Below are 17,989 nucleotides of genomic sequence, written 5' to 3'. Positions count from 1 at the left end.
TATGGCTCCTGGAGAAGCGTCGATCTGGCGACAGATCGCGCAAAAAGTAGAAGAACGGACCGCGGCCAGCCCTCGGCCTCGGTCAGACGTCATGTGTGCTGTGCTCGGGCTCAGACAGTCGCGGCCCAATTGACATCGGCGGCTACCGATGCGGTTTTGATCAGCCGGGCGTTGAGCAAGTCCTTGTCGCGGGTCCGCTCGAGGGCGCCGTCCTGGTCCTGTCCCATGCCGAGCCAGCGCTGGATCAGGCGGGCCTCGAGGACCTCATCCGGAACATCGAGAAACAGCGTCAGGCCATATAGCGGCCGCAGCGCCGGCCAGTCGCCCTGATCGAGCAGCAGATAGTTGCCCTCGACGATGATCAGCCGGTGCTCGAGGGTGATCAGCCGCCCACCCGCCCGGGCCAGATCCAGCGGCCTGTCGAAGACCGGCACCGCCACGCTGCGATCGGCGCGCCGAATGCGGGTCAGGTCCTGCCGAAGACCATCGATATCAAAGGTCTCCGGGGCGCCTTTCACCGGCACCAGCCCTTCGGGCTCGAGCACGGCGTTATCGAAGTGGTAGCCATCCATGGGCACCACGGCGGCGATGCCGGGGTGTCGCAGGTTGAGTTCGCGACACAGCCATTCCGAGAGGAACGACTTGCCGGCCGCAGGCGGGCCGGCGAGGGCCACGATGAAACGCTGGCGATGCATCGAGGCCTCGAGCAGCTGCGCGGCCATGTCATGAATATGCGCGATCATGGTTATCCTTCCTGGCGATCCGCTATCGCCTCAGCTCATCCAGTTGCCGCCATCGACGTTCAGGGTCTGGGCCACCACGTAGTCGCTGTCATCACTGGCCAGGAAGACGGCAGCGCCGGTGTGATCTTCCGGCCGGCCCATGCGTCCGTAGGGCACCGCTTCACCGACCAGGCGCTTCTTCTCACCCAGGGGCCGCCCTTCGTAACGGGCGAAGAGCGCATCGACTTCCTCCCACATCGGCGTATCGACCACGCCCGGGGCGATGCCGTTGACGTTGATGCCGTGCTCGATCAGCGCCAGGCCGCAGGACTGGGTCAGGCTGATCACCGCCGCCTTGCTGGCGCAGTACATGCTGACCAGCGGCTCGCCCCGGCGACCAGCCTGGGACGCCATGTTGATGATCTTGCCGCCCTGCCCACGCTCGACCATGGCCCGTGCCACGGCCTGCAGGGTGAAGAAGGCGCCTTTGACGTTGACGCCAAACTGCTTGTCATAGCTCGCCTCGGTTACCTCGAGCACCGGCGCCATATCGAACACCGCCGCATTGTTGACGAGGATGTCGATACCGCCGAGATGACGCCTGGTCTCCTCGATCAGCGCCGCGACCGAGGCCGGGTCACAGACGTCCAGACGAACGCCCAGAACACGGTCGGCATCACCGCTCGACTGCTGCAAATGGGCCACGGCCGCGTCGACGGCATCGCGATCGATATCGGCCACCACCACCTTGGCTCCCTCGGCCAGATAGCGCTCGACGATGGCAAGGCCAATGCCCCGAGCACCGCCGGTCACCACCGCGACTTTGTCATTGAGTTTCATGTATTCCTCCTTTGAATGGGATGGCGCTGAGTGAGTCGACGTTGAATGGCTTGAAGTGGAATGGCTTGAAGTTGAATGACATGCCGACTTAGGCATCGACTTACAGCCGGCGAGTGTCGAGCCACTGCTGCACCAGCGCCTCCAGCCCCCGCATATGAGGCAGGATTTGCCAGGCCCCGGCGTCACGCAGCCGCGCTTCCTGTCCCGCCGGCACATGGCTGGCACCAGTGAAACCGATCACCGTCATGCCGGCGCTATAGGCCGCGGTCACACCGGCGACGCTGTCCTCCACCACCAGGCAGTCGCCGGGCTCACAGCCCAGCTGCCCGGCAGCCAGGCGATAGAGCGCCGGGTCCGGTTTGGGTTGCGTCACCTGGTCGGCGGTGAAGATCGGCACCTCGCCCAAGAGAGCATCGAGACCGGTGGTAGCAAGCGATGCCAGTACCCGCTGGCGGCGGCTGTTGGAGACCACCGCCAGTGGCAGCGCGAGCGACTCAATGGCCTTGATGGCCTCGGCGACGCCGTCGATGGCGTCAAGCTCATCGGCCAGGCGCGCCTCGATGGTCTCGTCGACCCGGGCTGTGGCATCGGCCGGCAGGCGATGGGCACTGCGCGCTTCGAGGTGGCCGAGAATATTCGCGGTGGTCATGCCCAGCGCCGCCGTCAGCTCCTGCTCGGTGGCCAGGTCCGGCAGCCAGGCCGCCAGCAGGTCAGTCAGGGTGGCCTCGGCGATGGCCTCGCTGTCCACCAGCACGCCGTCGCAATCGAAGATCACGCTATCCATGACCTTCTCCTCAGTGATCGACGGCATCGGAGGACGCGCGATTGTCCTGACGGCGCAGGCCTGCCAGGGGATGCTGATGCAGGCTCGGCAGGGCCAGCCCTTCCCCATCGAACAGATGTGCCCGCTCCGGTTCGAAGCCGAAGCGCACCTCATCACGCACTCGGTGCGCGACATCGCCGTCTGCCATCAGGGTCATCAGGGTCTCCCCCATCTGGACGTACAGCGAGGTCTGGCCCCCCAGACGTTCGAGGACCTGGATCTCGCCGCTAAGCGGTCCCTGGGTGTCGTCGAGCACCAGATGTTCTGGGCGGACACCCAGCTCCAGGGCGGTGCCCGGCTGCAGGCCGTTGCCCTTGGCAGGCACGTTGATAATGCCGCCGCCCGGTAGCTTGACGCTGACGCCCTTGGCGTCGGCCTCGACCACCTCGACGGGCAGGAAGTTCATCTTCGGCGAGCCGATGAAACCGGCCACGAAGCGATTGCGGGGATGGTGATAGAGCTCCATGGGCGAGCCCACCTGCTCGATCTCACCGCCCTGCAATACCACGATCTTGTCGGCCATGGTCATGGCCTCGATCTGGTCATGGGTGACGTAGATCATGGTGGCGTCGAGCTCCTCATGGAGCCTCGCCAGTTCGATACGCATCTGCACGCGCAGGGCCGCGTCGAGGTTGGAAAGCGGCTCGTCGAACAGGAAGATGCTGGGGTTGCGCACGATGGCGCGGCCGATCGCCACGCGCTGGCGCTGGCCGCCAGACAGCGCCTTGGGCTTGCGATCCAGCAGCGGCTCGAGCTGCAGGATTTTGGCCGCTTCGAGCACCTTCTCGCGGCGTTTGTCCTTCGAGACACCCGCCAGGCGCATGCTGAAGCCCATGTTGTCTTCGACGGTCATGTGCGGATAGAGCGCATAACTCTGGAAGACCATGGCCAGGCCACGATCAGCGGGACCCACGTCGTTCATGCGCGCCCCGTCGATGAGAATATCGCCGCTGGTGGCATTCTCGAGCCCCGCAATCATGCGCATCAGGGTCGACTTGCCGCAGCCGGAAGGGCCAACGAAAACCACGAATTCGCGGTCGTTGACCTCAAGGTCGACGCCCTTGATGACATGGGTGTCATCGAAGCTCTTGTTGAGCTGTTTGAGTTGTAGCGTTGCCATGATGAGATTCCTTTACTTGACGGCGCCAAAGGTCAGGCCGCGTACCATCTGTTTCTGGGTCAACCATCCGAAAACGATGATGGGCGCAATGGCCATGGTCGAGGCCGCGGAAAGCTTGGCCCAGAACAGCCCTTCGGGGCTCGAGAAAGAGGCGATATAGGCCGTCAGCGGGGCCGCCTGGGATGAGGTGAGGTTGAGACTCCAGAAGGCCTCGTTCCAGCTCAGGATCACCGCCAGCAGGCCGGTGGAGGCAATGCCCGGCAGAGTCAGCGGCAGCAGTAGGTAGATCACCTCCTGCAGGGTGCCGGCGCCATCCATACGGCCCGCCTCGAGGATGTCCTTGGGCATGTCCTTGAAGAAGGTGTAGAGCATCCAGACCACGATCGGCAGGTTCATCAGGGTGTAGACGATGACCAGCCCGGTACGGGTATCCAAAAGCCCGACGTCACGGAACAGCAGATAGATCGGCACCAGCACGCCGACCGGCGGCAGCATCTTGGTGGACAGCATCCACAGCAGGGTGCCCTTGGTGCGCTTGGTGGGCAGAAAGGCCATCGAATAGGCCGCCGGAATGGCGATCAGCAGCGCCAGCAGCGTCGAGCCGAAGGCCACCACCACACTATTGAAGGCGAACTTGGCATAGCCCGCGCGGCTCTGGACCTCAGCGTAGTTCTCAAGCGTCGGCGAGAAGATCAGACTCGGGTCGGCGATGGCGTCGGCCTCGGTCTTGAAGCCGGTCAGCACCATCCAGAAGATCGGGAAGAAGATCATCAGGGCCAACGTCCAGCCCAGCACGCCGAGCCATAGGCGTCGATTGAGCAGAGTACTGGCCAGCGGTGACCGCTTGACCGGCGAGGCAGAGGCCCCGGACACGGAGTGGGTTCTTGCAGTCGTCATGTGTCGCGCTCCCGCGTCAGTTTTCCAGGTTCTTGGCCACCATACGGACCAGGAAGATGGCAACGATGTTGGCAAGGATGATCGCGACCACCCCGCCGGCGGAGGCCATGCCGACGTCGAAGTCGAGCAGGGCGCGGATGTAGATCAGGTAGGCCAGGTTGGTGGTGGCAAGGCCCGGGCCACCGGAAGTGGTGACGAAGATCTCGGCGAAGATGGTCAGCAGGAAGATCATCTCGATCATGATCACCACGCTGATCGCCCGCTTGAGGTGCGGCAGGGTGATGAAGAAGAAGATCGCGATCGGGCCAGCGCCGTCCATGCGGGCGGCTTCGACCTGGTCTTCGTCCAGCGATTGCATGGCGGTGAGCAGAATCAGCAGCGCGAACGGCAGCCACTGCCAGGCCACGATGATGATGATCGAGGTCAGCGGCAGCGACGAGAACCAGTCCACCGCCGGCAGGCCGAGGGACTCCGCCACCCAGGACAGCACCCCGTTGGCCGGGTGCATCATCATGTTCTTCCACACCAGGGCGCTGACGGTGGGCATGACGAAGAACGGTGAAATCGCCAGCACCCGGGCGATGCCCCGGCCCATGAAGTCTTGCTGGAAGAGCACCGCCAGCAGCGTGCCGCCGACCACGGTGATCACCAGCACCCAGCCGACCATCAGCAGGGTCGTGCCCATGGCCGACCACAGGGCCGGGTCAGTGAACAGGTATTCGTAATTCTCGAGACCGGCGAAGCCGGTCATGCCGGGCATCAGCAGGTTGTAGCGCTGCAGGGAGAACCAGACGGTCATCGCCAGCGGCACGATCATCCACAGGAAAAGCAGGGAGACGGCGGGCGCCTGCAGCGAGAGGGTACGCAACCCTCCGATGGTGCGCCCGGAAGTTCTGGTCTTGTTCATGTCGGTAACCATGAAGGTCGCAAGGAAGGAGCCGACCGGGGTCACCCGGCCGGCGGACACGGATCAGTCCAGATAACCGGCGCGCTCCATGGTGCGCTCGGTGGCGCGCTGCGACGCCTGCAGCGCCTGCTCGACGGTGGTCTCCCCGGTCAGGGCTGCGGCCACCATCTGGCCAACCTGGGTACCGATCGACTGGAACTCAGGAATACCCACGAACTGCACGCCAGTGTAGGGGCTCGGTTCCAGGGTCGAATCGGTGGGATCGGCGCCCTGGATGGCGTCCAGCACGAAACCGGCGAAGGGTGCGGACTGCTGGTAGTTCGGGTTCTCGTAGGTGGACGTACGAGTGCCCGGGGGCACGCTGGTCCAGCCTTCACGATCGCCGACCAGGGCGATGTAGTCCTTGGATGTCGCCCAGGTAATGAACTGGCGAGCCGCGTCCTTGGAATCAGACGAGGCCGGGATCGCCAGGGCCCAGGACCACAGCCAGTGCGAGCCCTTGGGGGTCTTGGCGACCGGCGCCGGGGCGAAGCCCAGTTTATCGGCGACCTTGGACTGGTCGGCATCGAAGAGCTTGCCCGCCGCCGAGGTGGCATCGACCCACATGGCACAGTTGCCACGGGAGAACAGCGCCAGGTTCTCGTTGAAGCCGTTGGAGCTGGCTCCGGGCGGGCCGAAGTCGTTCAGCAGGTCGACGTAGAAACTGACGGCCTCCTGCCAGGCCGGCGAATCGATCTGCGGCTGCCAGTCCATGTCAAACCAGCGCCCACCGAAGCTGTTGACCATGGTGGAGACCAGCGCCATGTTCTCGCCCCAACCCGGCTTGCCGCGCAGGCAGATGCCATATTGCTCCTGCTCGGCATCGTGCAGCTTGCCGGCCCACTCGCGTACCTGTTGCCAGGTCGGCTGGTCGGGCATCGTGATGCCGGCCTCGTCAAACAGGTCCTTGCGGTAGTACATCATCGAGCTTTCGGCATAGAACGGCAGCGCTTGCAGGGTGCCGTCATAGCTCAGGCCGTCGCGGACCGACTGCAGCAGGTCGTCGACCTGATAGTCCTCGGGGAGATTGTCGAGGGGCATCAGCCAGTTGCGTTCGGCCCAGATCGGTACCTCGTAGGTGCCGATGGTCATCACGTCGAACTGCCCACCCCCGGTGGCGATATCGGTGGTCAGCCGCTGGCGTAGCACGTTCTCTTCGAGCACCACCCAATCCAGCTTGATGCCCGGATGGGACTGCTCGAAAGCGTCGGTCAGGCTCTGCATGACCACCATGTCATTGTTGTTGACGGTGGCCACGGTGATGGTTTCTGCATTCGCAACCGTCGCACCGACGGCAGCCAGGCCGGCGATCGGAAGCACACGAGACAGCTTCATGGCTTGCTCCTTCGTAAGGGAGTTATCTGTTGTTGTGTTTTGATCAATCACTCACTTGACGATCAAATGATCGGACAGCACCCTGAAAAAAGCAAAGCCACAGGGCCTATACTTTAGGGGTAGCGGGCAACGGTTGGCGGGGCAAGCGAGGGGGAATGAGGGGCACGAAAAAAGGCCATGGCGCAACGTGCGCCATGGCCTTTTTAGATCAATGATCGATCCGTGATACTGCTGGTCTGCCAAGCCGACTCAGCACCAACGCCCCCCTCGGTACTGCAGGACACCAGACGATATCGGCGTGGGGAAGGAAAGAGATACGCGGGAAAGGAACGCCATAACAGCCGAGTTCGGGTCACTCCCGGGCATCGAGAATGAAGCGCGCCGCGGTTTCGTCGGTAACCAGGCCCTTCAGCCACCCACCGCGCAGCGCCGCAAGAATCGCCGGCGCCTTCTCACGGCCACCGGCAAGCGCGACCAGCTGTTGATCACGAAGCAGCTCGAGCGGCAGGCTGGTGACGCGATGGGTAATCGAACAGTCGATGACCTCGCCGTCCTGATTCATCGGCCAACCGAGCAACTCTCCCACCGCCTGCATGGCGAGCAGTTCATCAAGTTCGCTCTCGTTGATGAAGTGATCCTGGAACAGCGGCGCCTGGCGGTCGATGCGCCCTACCCCAATGAAGGCCGCCTCGGCTTTAAGGGCCACATCCGTCACCGCATGGAACAGCCGCTGGCCGAGCATGGCGTCCTTCTCTTCCACCGAACCGGCCACCACAGGCGCGGGTAGCAGGAAGCGCTCGCCGCCGGTCTTGTCGGCCAGCACCATGATCCCGTCGTAGCGATTCGAGGAACCGTCACGGGCGACATTGCCGACCAGCGAGACGAAGCGATGCTGGGGACGATCGAGACGGCTCAGGGCCTCGACCATGGCTCTCACCGTCCGACCCGACCCCAGCGAGAGGGTCAGCGGCGCGATGCGCTCGATATAGCGTTCCAGTCGCTCGGCCCCGGCAACGGCCAGGTACTGGTAACTACTGTCGGCGGCACCGGTATCGACGGGCACCACGTCGCAAAAGTCCAGATCGAAACGCTCGCAAATCTGCTGGGACAACATCATGCAGGTGGCAATGGGATGATCGATGTGCACCTTGACCAGCCCTTCCTGCCGCGCCAGGGCCAGCAGGCGCTGCACCCCGGGGCGCGAGACACCGAGCTGGCTGGCGATCTCATCCTGAGTGCGCCCCCCTACATAGGAAAGCCAGGCTGCGCGCGCTGCCTGGTCCAATCGTTGCTCAAACTTGTCCACGTAATCGCATCATTCCCGTTGGTCATCTGTGCCAAGGATCATCGCAAGCCTGCCGGCAATGCACAACGGCCACCCTTCATGACCGGCGTGCTCGCTTGCATGACACCAGTGCCGCGGCGTGCCACGCTTGCCTGTAACCCCGCGCCTCAACATGACCGCCGAGATCACGGAACCTGACCTTCGATTTACCATCGAAGAGATTATCGTCAACGCAATCACCACCCACCTCCCCTCGGGAGCAGTTCATGAATGATCAAGATCGTCAACGCAATGCCGCCTGGCAGGCGGCCCATCAATGGAAGGAACGGGCTCGCCAGGCGCGGCCACGCCAGGGCATGAGCGGACCACGCCTGGTGCTGACCTGGCTGATGTTCGGCGTGCTGATGATCGTCGGCACCATCCTTGGTCTCTTCTTCCTGCTGATCGGCTGGGCCATGCTGCCCTTCCTGCGCCATCGCATGAAAAAGCGCATGGAGCAGATGCGTGCCCAGCAGGCCGAGGATATCGGTGGCGGCTATTACCACCGTGACACCCAGGACCGCGAGTCTCGCTCCAGCAGCGGCCGTCTTGAGGAGCACGAGGTACTGGAAGGCGAGTACCGGGAGAAGAAATAGCGCCGAGCGGGTGCCATCGACGACGGTGGCCCCTCCCCTACCCTTCGCCCAGGCATGCCTCGATGTCTGCCGTGCTCGGCACGAACTCCTCCCGTACCATCAGAATCAGGGCGGTGGCGTTGAAGCGGTGGTCGTGAGCCGGGTGGCAAACGATCTGGCCGTCCTTGCCCACATAGGCCATCAGGGTGCCCATGCCGGAGGCCATCAGGCGACAGGTCACGTCGGACCAGACGGCGTCCTCGAGCGACACCGAATAGCGCATGGCGTGGTCGTCATGATGAGTGAAGAGGTTTTCGAGGATTTTCTCGGCCCCCGGCGCCACCAGCGAGCGCACCAGCATCTCCGGATAGGCGCGGATCGGCCGCAGGCTAGTGCTGGCACCGGCCAGCTCCAGGCGTCGTCGGCTGTCCTCGTGCACGCACTCGGCGACGGTATAGGGCAGCGACGTCCCACACAGATCCCGGAGCTGGGTCAGCACGTCCAGCGTGATGCTGTCGGAGACGCGGCTGTATTCGTCGCTTGCCAGCACAATGATCACTCGGGCGCTTTCCGGCGTCACGGCGGCCAGCGCCTGAGGGTCGGAAGGCTCGCCGTGGTGATGCACCACGCCCTGCTCGCGAAGATGGTCGGGCAGCCCGTCCGGAAAGGCCTCGGTAAGAATCTGCACCGGTGTGTCGTGAAGCTCCCGGGTCGCGCGCAGCTGTTGCACCAGTCGGTCGAAGTAGACCGCGGCGTTATTAGCGGGACTGTTGATGATCAGCACGTGGTCGTTCATCTGCCACCTCCAGCGGCCCTTGATCATGGATTCTTTCCGCTTGAGGCGGTAGTCGATGTAGTCGCTTGCCAGCTGCGCGAGCAGGGTGATGCCGGCGACGTACAGCAGCAGCACCGTAGCGGCACGCCCCAGCGGTGTCGCCGCCGAGAGGTCGCCATAGCCCACCGTGGTCATGGTGGTCAGCGTCAGCCACAGTGCATCGCCCCCGCCCATTGACTCGAAAGCGACCATCGCCAGGGTGTGCAAGACGGTGAGCACCAACAGCCACAGGAAGGCCCGCTTTAGTCGCGCACGCATGTCGATGTTGAGCTGCTGCGTTAGCTGCCGACACGTCGAGCGCCGGCGCAGCATGTGAATCAGTCGCATCACGATTCTCCCGCAACGGCGAGAGCTCCCTGTCAGTCAGCATGGCAATGCACGTGCATTGAATGTCGTGCCTATACATGTCGTGCCTATACATGTCGCGGCTTCGAACGACGCCGCATCAGGCGATGCCGCGTTGAATAACGGCGCATGCTACGACACGCGAACGGGTGATGCGAATGAGCCAGCGAAGCGGGCTCCATCATTTCCACTCGGTGCAACTTATAGAGACAGGGGAGAGACGTCAGGCAAGTGCGTACGATTTACGCCGAAGGAGACCAGGGAACACAGGCATGCTCATGGCCGGCGACGCAGCGCGGCTTGGAAAAGCGGAAGGGATAGAGCGAAGGGAGTTGGCAGGGCCGGGGCGGGTGAGCGCACCATGCCCTGCAACCAACCGATCAGATGTAGGCGTAACGATAGCCCTGGCGAGCGATGAAGCCCTGATAGGAGCTCTCGGTCATGCTCTCGAGTGCGCGGTAGGCCAGCTGGCCGATGCGCTTGATCAGCGGAAGCTGTTGGGTAGCAGTAGAAGCAGCTGAGGTCGAAGTATTCATGGGATAACGGACCTATATGACTTAAGGATAGTGACCCCATGATACCCAGTATTTAGACTTTAGTCTAATCACCACATCTGGATGTCCACCGAGGCACTGCCGCCCCGGCGGGCACGAGATGTCGTCAGGCGTTGATCAGCGCGTCCAGCGCCGCCCGATAGCCATGGCTGCCAAGTCCGGCAATCACGCCGTCGGCACGCAGCGAGACATAGGAATGGTGGCGGAAGGATTCGCGCTTGTGCACGTTCGACAGGTGCACTTCGATTACCTTGCCCTCGAAGGCATTCAGGGCGTCGAGAATGGCCACCGAGGTGTGGGTATAGGCCGCGGGATTGATGATGATCGCGGTGGTGCCATCGAGTCGCGCGCGGTGAATAGCGTCGATCAGTGCGCCCTCGTGGTTGCTCTGGTGACAGGCGATATCCCAGTCATTCAGCGCCGCCCGCTCATAGAGGCCGTTGTTGATGTCGTCGAGGGTCTCTCGCCCGTAGATCTCCGGCTGGCGGGTGCCGAGCAGGTTGAGATTGGGACCATGCAGTACGAGTACCTTGCCTTGGCTCACTGAGGCGTCTCCTGATGTGAAATGTCGGGGGGCGTGGAGGCGTCGTCGTCTTCCAGCAAGCGCTGCCACAGGCGACTGACCAGCTCGCGCTGAGCGCTGAAATCGGCCTCGACGACCTGTTTGGTCAGCGCCGAACGATGAAAGGCGTTGCGGTAGGCCAGATAGGCCTCGCGCAGCGCGCTGGCATCCTCGGCGGGCAGCAGCTCGTGCTCTTCCAGTGTCTCGAGGATGCGCATGTTGTCGCTGTAGACCAGCAGCGCCGGGCAGTCATGTCCCATGGCCAGCACCGCGTACTGGCACAGAAACTCTATATCGACCATGCCACCGGCATCCTGCTTGAGGTCGAAGGCACCGGCCTCTTTGGCCACCGCCGAGCTCCCCAGGTGATCGCGCATCTTGTGGCGCATCCTGATCACCTCCTCGCGCAGCGCCGGGAGGTCGCGCACCTGGCCGAGCACCTCGCGGCGCACTGTATCGAATCGCTGCTCCAGGCCAGTATCGCCAGCCACGGCCCGCGCCCGCACCAGCGCTTGATGCTCCCAGGTCCAGGCCTCGCGGCGCTGGTAGTCGGCGAAGGCCTCGAGGGTGGTCACCAACAGGCCAGCGTTACCCGAAGGCCGCAGGCGCATGTCGACCTCATACAGGGCGCCGGCAGGGGTAACCGCGGTCAGCAGGTGGATGATGCGCTGGCCGAGGCGGGTGAAGAACACCGGATTGTCGATCGGACGCTCGCCGTCGGTGCTGCCCTGAGAGGCGGCATCGTGGATGAACACCAGGTCCAGGTCGGAGCTGTAGCCAAGCTCGATGCCACCAAGCTTGCCATAGCCGACGATGATGAAGTCGGTCTCGCCGTGACTGCCGTCCCGGCGCTTGGGATAGCCATGCTTGCGGGTCAGATGTTTCCAGGCCATCGCCAGCACTTGTTCCAGCACCACCTCAGCGATGAAGGTCAGGTAGTCGCTGACCTTCATCAGCGCCCGGGTGCCGACGATATCGGACGCCGCCACGTGCAGCACCTGGGCATGCTTGAACACCCGCAGCGCCTCGAGCTGGGCTTCTTCGTCGTCCTCGGGAATCCGCCCCAGGGCCTGGCGCAGTTCATCGGCCAACCGCGACTTGTCGGCGGGGGTATACAGCGTCGAGGGGGTCAGCAGTTCGTCGAGCAGGATGGGGTGGCGGGCGATCTGGTCGGCGATCCAGGGACTCGCCCCGCACAGTCGCATCAGGTGGCCGAGCGCATCACGATTCTCGCGCAGCAGCGCCAGATAGGCGGTGCGCCGCAATACCGACTCGATCAAGGGCAGCACCCGCTCGAGAACCGTGTCCGGCGACTCGCTGTCGATCACCGCTTCGAGCAGCAACGGCATCAGCGCGTCGAGACGTTCGAAGCCGATGCGCTGCATGCCCTGCACCGCCCGGGACTGACGCAGGGCCTTGAGCCGCCGGTCACCCCGGGCGGGATCCGCGAAGCCGGCATTTTCAAGCAGCGCCTTGGCTTCCTGTTCGGACAGCTCGCCGCGCCACAGAGCACGCAGCTCGGCGTAGGCAGAGCTGTCATCATCATCGACGCCATCGGCCTCTTCTTCGGGATCGGCGATCACCGCATCGAAATGCCCGCGCACCCGGCCGCGCAGCTCAGAGAGGCGCGCCATGAGGGCCGGCCAGTCTTCCATGTCCATCGCCAGGGCGATGCGTTCGCGCTGAGCATCATCATGGGGCAGCGCCTGGGTCTGGCGATCCTCGAGGGCCTGAATGGCATGCTCCAGGTCGCGCAGAAAGACGTAATCCGGCGTCAGCTCATCGACCACCTGCTGAGGCAGCAGACCAAGCTCGGGCAGGCGTTCGAGGGCCGTCTTTAGCGAGGTGACCTGCAGCTCGGTATCGCGGCCACCGCGAATCAACTGGAAGGCCTGAACGACAAACTCGACCTCACGGATTCCCCCGCGGCCGAGCTTGATGTTGTCGTCCATGCCGCGGCGCTTGACCTCGCGGTTGATCATCGACTTCATCTCGCGCAGCGATTCGATGGCGCCGAAATCGAGATACTTGCGATAGACGAAGGGGCTGAGACCCGCCAGCAGCTCACAGCCGGCATCGATATCGCCGGCGACAGGCCGGGCCTTGAGCATTGCGTAGCGCTCCCACTCGCGGCCCTGATCCTGGTAATAGCTTGCCAACATGGCGAAGTTGCCAACCAGCGGACCGCCGTCGCCCAGTGGGCGCAGACGCATGTCGACGCGAAACGCGAAACCGTCGGCGGTGATCGCGTCCAGTGCCCCTATCAGCTTCTGGCCAAGCTTGGTGAAGTATTCCTGATGCTCGAATTCACGCTTGCCGCCCTGGGTCACGCCCTTCTCGGGAAAGGCGAAGATCAGGTCGATATCCGACGAGAGGTTGAGCTCGCCAGCCCCCAGCTTGCCCATGCCCAGCACCACCAGGCGCTGGGGACTGCCGTCGGCGCGCGGCGCCGGCCGGCCCCAGCGGGCCTCGAAATGCGCCTCGAGCCAGCCAAGCGCACCTTCCAGGCAGGCCTCGGCGAGACGTGAGACGGCGCCGGCGGTTTCCCACATGGATGTGCCGGTGGGGCGGGTCAGGTCCCGCCAAACAATGCCCAGCATGCGCTCGCGGCGAAAACGCCGAATCGCCGACTGCATGGTCGCCTCATCGGTGGCCTCGCCAAGGACCTCACTCAGCCACTGATCGAGCAAGCGAGGTGAAGGCGCACTCTCAAGCTCGCCGTTGGCGTCCAGGCTTGTCAGCCAGTCCGGATAGTGGACCAGCGTATCGGCGGCGAACGCCGAGACCGCAAGCACCTTCGCCAGCTGCTCGCGACGCGATTCGCCGAGCGCTCGCCAGGTCTCGCTCAGCGGGTCGCTTTGCTGTTGGCGCGCACGGGCATCGGCGCGCTCCAGCGCCTCATCCAGACGCCGTGCGGTCTCGCCAAGCGAGGCGTGCAGGCAATGGGGAATCTCGATCAGCGGCAGGAAGCCGTCGGGCAGCGCCATGGGCGTCTCCTTGTCATTTCCCCAAGCATAGCGAAGCCGCCGCCCTACTGTCTGCGCCCTGCGGATAACTCAGCCCAGTCACACGGGAAGGCCTAGCCAAAGAAGCGCTGCCAGGCCAACAGGCCCCAGGTCATCCCGGCGATCATCAGCGCCAGCATCACGGCCGCCGAGCCAATGTCCTTGGCCCGCCCGGAAAGCTCATGGCGTTCGGGACCAATGCGGTCGACCACCGCCTCCACGGCGGTATTCAGCAGTTCGACGATCAGCACCAGCAGGCAGCTGCCGATCAGAAGAATCCATTCGACGGGTGAGTGCCCGAGCCAGATCGCCAGCGGTACCAGCACCAGGCACAGGCCCAGCTCCTGACGAAAGGCGGCTTCGTTGCGAAAGGCGGCATTCAGCCCCTTGATGGAATAGCGGGTGGAATGGATCAGGTGGCGCCAGCCGGTGTGCCCAGGCTTCATCGAGTCGTTCCTGCATGTCGGAGGATGGGTGACGGTCGCCGATTCTAGCAGCCGAATATGAAAGCGAGTCGTGGCATGTCACCCACACCGGGCATATTTTGGAACTCGGGATGGGCCAGGCTCCTCGCGAAAACGCCCGGCCGCTGACACCATTAGTGACAATGGCCGCTGGCCGCCGCTTCCGTATCCCGGGGATCGGCCATGCCTCCCTTGAGGCCAAATTTGATCAACAACAGGTTGGCCGGCCAGGCCGCAAAAAGGCCAAGGCTCAGGGAAATGTAAAGAGACGCCCAGAAAAGCGCATCGCTCATAGTGGACTGCCCCCCCAGATTAATATCCACGGTGATCGCCACGAACTCCATCACCGCAATGCTGATGGTTTCTGCCAGAAACGCACCCTTGAGTGCCTGCATGAAGGGCACTCCCGACTGCATCATCGGCCCGAGGTTAAGCGCGAACCCGAAAACATAGGCCAAGATAAACGTGATGGCCGCTGTCCAGGCGTTGCCAACGGCAAAAATACCCACCGCGATTATGACGCCGAGGATCTCACCGATGCCGCAGCCAGAATAGCAGTGGGCCACTGACCGGAACCCTTTGCGCTTTAGGTTATCCGCTGGAATCTGGCGACGTCCGGAGTAACGGTAAATCAATACGCCAATGGGACCGGAATACAACACCGTCAAGATCCAGACCCATTGCATGATCGAGGCCATGTGGCTGTTCTTGGTGCGCAAGTCATAGGCCACCCAGGCTACGCTGGCGGCCACCAGGGCGAGCCACACGCCAAGCCCGACCCAGGAATCGATAAATGTCTGCAGCTGATCTAATGACATCTTGGGCTGTCTCCATGGCGATGCTAAGGATGCTATCTACTACCTGAATCTGTGATGATTCAGGCGCCATTTTCAACCCTGGCTGCACATGACATTCATGCATGAGAAGGACTTCTTGCGCCGCTGAGCGCGCCCCCTCGCCGTGCCTGGAGGTCTCACTTACCCCGGTGTGAATTCATCGCCACTGACTGGCGCTCCATAAACCAGCCTATAAACCAGTCCAATCAATCAGCCCGATGCCCTGCCAGTGACTGTCTCAGTGACTGTCTCAGTGACTCAGGATCATCGACTCAAGATCATCGGCGAGCGGTTCAAGCACCTGCCGCCAGGCCAGGTAGGGCGTGCTGGCCGTGCCATTGACCAGCACCGAGAACACGCCCCAGCGACCGCTCTGGGTGCGGAAGTAGCCGCCGGTGGAGCGCACCGAGAATGGCTGATTGAGGGTACCCGTCTTGAGCATCACGTTTTCCTGAAAGGTGTCGCTGCCGCGGCGCAGGAAGCGCATGGCGCCGTTGGTGGGCGACTGCAGGCCGGCGATGAAGCTCGGGAACAGCGCCGGGCGCTGGTACATGTGTTCGAGCAACGCCGTAACGCCGCGCGCCGTGGTGCGATTGCCGGTGGTCAGGCCGCTGCCACTCTCCAGGGTCAGCGGGCCATGGCCGGGAATCGTCAGGGCAAAAGCCTCCACCGCATCGCCGGCCTGAGGGAGAGTCGCTCGTGGCGAACCGACCAAATCGAGGGCCAGCACATCGGCCATGAAGTTGTTCGAGTAGTTGAGGGTGCGCTGCAAGAGTTCCTGCAGCGGCTTGCCCTGCACGGAAGCGAGCTCGGTGACCGCCGACGGCGGCGCCGAGCTGACCACCCGAGCGCCACCGGTCACGGCGATGCCGGCCTGATCAAGCAGCGATGCCAGGGTGCTAGCGGTCTGCTCGGCGGGGTCGGAGCTGGCGCGGTAAACGTAGCGCGGCCCGTCACCCATGGCGATGGTGCCCGTGAGCAGCATGCGATCGCCTTGGCCGTCGGTCAGGCGTTCGGCATCCAGGCGGGTCCGGCCATCGGCGCGGGCGGTTTGAATCTGGTTATCGAGACGCGTCAGCAGCGCGCCGCTTGAGCAGCTGGCAACCCGCGCAGGCTCACCAAGAGCAGGCCCGGGGCGGACCACTAGACACCAGCTGCCATAATCCACCCCCGCCGCCGACAAGAGCGCGCTATAGGCGTTGGTGCCACGGCGACGGGCCTCGCAGCGGTCGGTGGTAATGCACTGCACCGGGCCATAGCGCCACTGATTGATCTCGAGCGCCCCGTCTACTCGGGTCACGCCCTGCTGACGAAGCTGCTGCACCAGCCGCCAGAGATCTTCTGAGACCAATGCCGGATCGCCACCGCCCTCGAAGACCAGGTCGCCTGTCACCACGCCATCGCCAGACAGCGTGCCTGGTGTCACCAGTCGAGTGGTGAAGCGGTGCTGGGGTCCCCAGCGGTCAAGGGCCGCGGCGGCCATGTAGAGCTTGGAGACCGACGCCGGCGACAGCTCAAGGTCGGGCGTGATCTCGCCGAGCACCTCGCCGCTGTCCAGCAGACGCGCCTCGGCACCGATCAGAAAGCCCTGATCCTCCAGGGCGGAAAGGCGTTCGAAACCCGCCGCCGATGCCATCGGCGCCCCCAGAACACAGCACAGCAGCACAACCAGCAATAAACGCAGCGACAAAGAGGGCATTGAGCAATCCGACAGCAGACGAGGCCATGCAGGCCTCTGGTTTCATGGCTCGCCTTATGTGACGAGATAGCGTTGGGCCTCTTCGTGCGAGGCGGCTTCGGGCCTCGATTAAGAGGCGGCTTCGGGCCTCGATAAAGAGCCGGCTTCGGGCCTCGATAACGAGGCGGCACCTGGCCTCAGTGAGACGACACGCTGGAAAATACCTGAATCACCACCACGCCGCCAATGATCATTCCGAGCCCCAGTACCGCCGGCAGGTCGGGGCGCTCGCCATAAACCACGATGCCGATCAGGGTCACCAGCACGATGCCAAGACCTGCCCAGAAGGCATAGGCGATCCCCACCGGCAGGGTGCGCAGCGCCAGCGACAGCAAATAGAAAGCGAGCCCATAACAGACGACCACCAGCACGCTCGGCCAAAACCGCGAGAACTCCTCGGACGCTTTGAGAGCGGTGGTGCCAACGACTTCGGCAATGATGGCCAACGCCAGGAATACATAGGTCATGAGCTACCTCCCCGCGCCAGGTGACGGCGCATCGCTCGATCAAAAAGGGTATTGAAGATCAGGCCATAGGCCAGGAAAAACACCACGAAACCGATATCGAGCCACAGCGCCTCGGCGAGCCCGATCTCAAGCCACCAGGCCACGCCGGGCAGGGTCAGCACCACCAGGCCCGCCTCGAAGCCCAGCGCCTGGGCGAGTCGCTCAAAGACGCTGCGCCGCCGACTCGGCACCCAGTGATCGAAGAGTCGGTTCCAGATCAGGTTCCAGCCCATGGCCACGGTAGCCAGGGCCACCCCCAGCGTCCCCAGCTTGCCCAGGCCATGGCCGCTAACCAGGTTGGCGAGCGGCGTGACCAGGACCAGGCCACCGGCCTCGAACAGGGCGCTGTGCAAGAGCCTTTCCTTTACCGAGCGCATGCCCTCCTCCCCAAATGTTTCTACCCGTTCATGTACATACCGATGGAAATGCTGCATGGGCGTAACGAATGCCCCGACAACGGCGGCCATTCTAACCGCAGCAGAGATAGCATCCAGTTAGATTCCATCTGATATTCTGATAGCTCGGCCAATCAATCCGCCGCCATCCCCCCGTTTCACAGGAG

At 63.5% G+C, this 17,989-nt stretch carries 18 protein-coding genes; 1 reads left to right on the top strand and 17 read right to left on the bottom strand.

Features of this window, described 5'->3' with window-relative positions:
* Positions 1 to 110: 110 nt before the first annotated feature.
* From BCL93_RS09500 to BCL93_RS09465, 8 genes are all read right to left on the bottom strand, one after another.
* A complete protein-coding gene (locus tag BCL93_RS09500) occupies positions 111 to 743 on the bottom strand; it encodes a nucleoside/nucleotide kinase family protein (RefSeq protein ID WP_112055046.1) in 633 nt (210 codons plus the stop codon).
* Between the two features lie 30 nt (positions 744 to 773).
* On the bottom strand, positions 774 to 1,562 hold the full coding sequence (locus BCL93_RS09495; RefSeq protein ID WP_112055045.1) for an L-iditol 2-dehydrogenase: 789 nt from the start codon (positions 1,560 to 1,562) through the stop codon (positions 774 to 776).
* A 100-nt stretch (positions 1,563 to 1,662) separates the two neighbouring features.
* Positions 1,663 to 2,346, bottom strand: coding sequence for an HAD family hydrolase (locus tag BCL93_RS09490; RefSeq protein ID WP_112055044.1), 684 nt, complete (start codon positions 2,344 to 2,346; stop codon positions 1,663 to 1,665).
* 10 nt (positions 2,347 to 2,356) lie between these two features.
* Entirely contained in the window at positions 2,357 to 3,505 is a 1,149-nt protein-coding gene (locus BCL93_RS09485; protein WP_112055043.1) for an ABC transporter ATP-binding protein, read from the bottom strand.
* Between the two features lie 12 nt (positions 3,506 to 3,517).
* Positions 3,518 to 4,402 (bottom strand): carbohydrate ABC transporter permease, encoded by an 885-nt coding sequence (locus tag BCL93_RS09480; RefSeq protein ID WP_112055042.1) that lies wholly within the window; start codon positions 4,400 to 4,402, stop codon positions 3,518 to 3,520.
* A 16-nt stretch (positions 4,403 to 4,418) separates the two neighbouring features.
* Positions 4,419 to 5,309, bottom strand: a complete 891-nt coding sequence (locus tag BCL93_RS09475; protein ID WP_112055184.1) for a carbohydrate ABC transporter permease — start codon at positions 5,307 to 5,309, stop codon at positions 4,419 to 4,421.
* A 63-nt stretch (positions 5,310 to 5,372) separates the two neighbouring features.
* A complete protein-coding gene (locus BCL93_RS09470; protein ID WP_112055041.1) occupies positions 5,373 to 6,683 on the bottom strand; it encodes an ABC transporter substrate-binding protein in 1,311 nt (436 codons plus the stop codon).
* A gap of 352 nt (positions 6,684 to 7,035) precedes the next feature.
* Positions 7,036 to 7,989 (bottom strand): sugar-binding transcriptional regulator, encoded by a 954-nt coding sequence (locus tag BCL93_RS09465; RefSeq protein WP_112055040.1) that lies wholly within the window; start codon positions 7,987 to 7,989, stop codon positions 7,036 to 7,038.
* A 245-nt stretch (positions 7,990 to 8,234) separates the two neighbouring features.
* On the opposite strand from BCL93_RS09465, the gene BCL93_RS09460 reads away from it, so the two are divergent.
* Positions 8,235 to 8,603: a hypothetical protein gene (locus BCL93_RS09460; protein ID WP_112055039.1), complete on the top strand. Its 369-nt coding sequence runs from the start codon at positions 8,235 to 8,237 to the stop codon at positions 8,601 to 8,603.
* A gap of 37 nt (positions 8,604 to 8,640) precedes the next feature.
* On the opposite strand, the gene BCL93_RS09455 is transcribed toward BCL93_RS09460, so the two are convergent.
* The 9 genes from BCL93_RS09455 to BCL93_RS09420 form a co-directional block, all read right to left on the bottom strand.
* On the bottom strand, positions 8,641 to 9,744 hold the full coding sequence (locus BCL93_RS09455) for a potassium channel family protein (RefSeq protein WP_112055038.1): 1,104 nt from the start codon (positions 9,742 to 9,744) through the stop codon (positions 8,641 to 8,643).
* Positions 9,745 to 10,142: 398 nt separating this feature from the next.
* The gene (locus tag BCL93_RS17250) at positions 10,143 to 10,298 is read right to left on the bottom strand and encodes a hypothetical protein (protein ID WP_181463072.1); all 156 of its coding nucleotides are present in this window, start codon (positions 10,296 to 10,298) and stop codon (positions 10,143 to 10,145) included.
* Positions 10,299 to 10,422: 124 nt separating this feature from the next.
* Positions 10,423 to 10,860, bottom strand: coding sequence for a type II 3-dehydroquinate dehydratase (aroQ, locus tag BCL93_RS09450; protein WP_112055037.1), 438 nt, complete (start codon positions 10,858 to 10,860; stop codon positions 10,423 to 10,425).
* Positions 10,857 to 13,865: a bifunctional [glutamate--ammonia ligase]-adenylyl-L-tyrosine phosphorylase/[glutamate--ammonia-ligase] adenylyltransferase gene (gene glnE, locus BCL93_RS09445; RefSeq protein ID WP_112055036.1), complete on the bottom strand. Its 3,009-nt coding sequence runs from the start codon at positions 13,863 to 13,865 to the stop codon at positions 10,857 to 10,859. The genes aroQ and glnE overlap by 4 nt, the downstream gene beginning before the upstream one ends.
* Before the next feature lie 92 nt (positions 13,866 to 13,957).
* A complete protein-coding gene (locus BCL93_RS09440; protein WP_112055035.1) occupies positions 13,958 to 14,329 on the bottom strand; it encodes a diacylglycerol kinase in 372 nt (123 codons plus the stop codon).
* Positions 14,330 to 14,481: 152 nt separating this feature from the next.
* Positions 14,482 to 15,165, bottom strand: coding sequence for a DUF4396 domain-containing protein (locus tag BCL93_RS09435; protein WP_112055034.1), 684 nt, complete (start codon positions 15,163 to 15,165; stop codon positions 14,482 to 14,484).
* A gap of 268 nt (positions 15,166 to 15,433) precedes the next feature.
* Entirely contained in the window at positions 15,434 to 16,882 is a 1,449-nt protein-coding gene (gene dacB / locus BCL93_RS09430) for a D-alanyl-D-alanine carboxypeptidase/D-alanyl-D-alanine endopeptidase (RefSeq protein WP_112055033.1), read from the bottom strand.
* Between the two features lie 176 nt (positions 16,883 to 17,058).
* Positions 17,059 to 17,388, bottom strand: coding sequence for a DMT family transporter (locus BCL93_RS09425; protein WP_112055032.1), 330 nt, complete (start codon positions 17,386 to 17,388; stop codon positions 17,059 to 17,061).
* Positions 17,385 to 17,804 (bottom strand): PACE efflux transporter, encoded by a 420-nt coding sequence (locus BCL93_RS09420; protein WP_112055031.1) that lies wholly within the window; start codon positions 17,802 to 17,804, stop codon positions 17,385 to 17,387. The genes BCL93_RS09425 and BCL93_RS09420 overlap by 4 nt, the downstream gene beginning before the upstream one ends.
* Positions 17,805 to 17,989: the final 185 nt, after the last annotated feature.

The sequence above is a fragment of the Onishia taeanensis genome (assembly GCF_003268885.1).
Lineage (GTDB): Bacteria > Pseudomonadota > Gammaproteobacteria > Pseudomonadales > Halomonadaceae > Onishia > Onishia taeanensis_A.
Note: the sequence above shows the minus strand (reverse complement) of the source record. Positions and strands in the feature narration are given on the sequence as shown.

Bases quoted from the DNA above. Each gene is read 5' to 3' on its own strand.
- BCL93_RS09500 (WP_112055046.1), bottom strand. From the start codon at position 743: ATGATCGCGCATATTCATGACATGGCCGCGCAGCTGCTCGAGGCCTCG.
- BCL93_RS09495 (WP_112055045.1), bottom strand. From the start codon at position 1,562: ATGAAACTCAATGACAAAGTCGCGGTGGTGACCGGCGGTGCTCGGGGC.
- BCL93_RS09490 (WP_112055044.1), bottom strand. From the start codon at position 2,346: ATGGATAGCGTGATCTTCGATTGCGACGGCGTGCTGGTGGACAGCGAG.
- BCL93_RS09485 (WP_112055043.1), bottom strand. From the start codon at position 3,505: ATGGCAACGCTACAACTCAAACAGCTCAACAAGAGCTTCGATGACACC.
- BCL93_RS09480 (WP_112055042.1), bottom strand. From the start codon at position 4,402: ATGACGACTGCAAGAACCCACTCCGTGTCCGGGGCCTCTGCCTCGCCG.
- BCL93_RS09475 (WP_112055184.1), bottom strand. From the start codon at position 5,309: ATGAACAAGACCAGAACTTCCGGGCGCACCATCGGAGGGTTGCGTACC.
- BCL93_RS09470 (WP_112055041.1), bottom strand. From the start codon at position 6,683: ATGAAGCTGTCTCGTGTGCTTCCGATCGCCGGCCTGGCTGCCGTCGGT.
- BCL93_RS09460 (WP_112055039.1), top strand. From the start codon at position 8,235: ATGAATGATCAAGATCGTCAACGCAATGCCGCCTGGCAGGCGGCCCAT.
- BCL93_RS09455 (WP_112055038.1), bottom strand. From the start codon at position 9,744: ATGCGACTGATTCACATGCTGCGCCGGCGCTCGACGTGTCGGCAGCTA.
- BCL93_RS17250 (WP_181463072.1), bottom strand. From the start codon at position 10,298: ATGAATACTTCGACCTCAGCTGCTTCTACTGCTACCCAACAGCTTCCG.
- glnE (WP_112055036.1), bottom strand. From the start codon at position 13,865: ATGGCGCTGCCCGACGGCTTCCTGCCGCTGATCGAGATTCCCCATTGC.
- BCL93_RS09440 (WP_112055035.1), bottom strand. From the start codon at position 14,329: ATGAAGCCTGGGCACACCGGCTGGCGCCACCTGATCCATTCCACCCGC.
- BCL93_RS09435 (WP_112055034.1), bottom strand. From the start codon at position 15,165: ATGTCATTAGATCAGCTGCAGACATTTATCGATTCCTGGGTCGGGCTT.
- dacB (WP_112055033.1), bottom strand. From the start codon at position 16,882: ATGCCCTCTTTGTCGCTGCGTTTATTGCTGGTTGTGCTGCTGTGCTGT.
- BCL93_RS09425 (WP_112055032.1), bottom strand. From the start codon at position 17,388: ATGACCTATGTATTCCTGGCGTTGGCCATCATTGCCGAAGTCGTTGGC.
- BCL93_RS09420 (WP_112055031.1), bottom strand. From the start codon at position 17,804: ATGCGCTCGGTAAAGGAAAGGCTCTTGCACAGCGCCCTGTTCGAGGCC.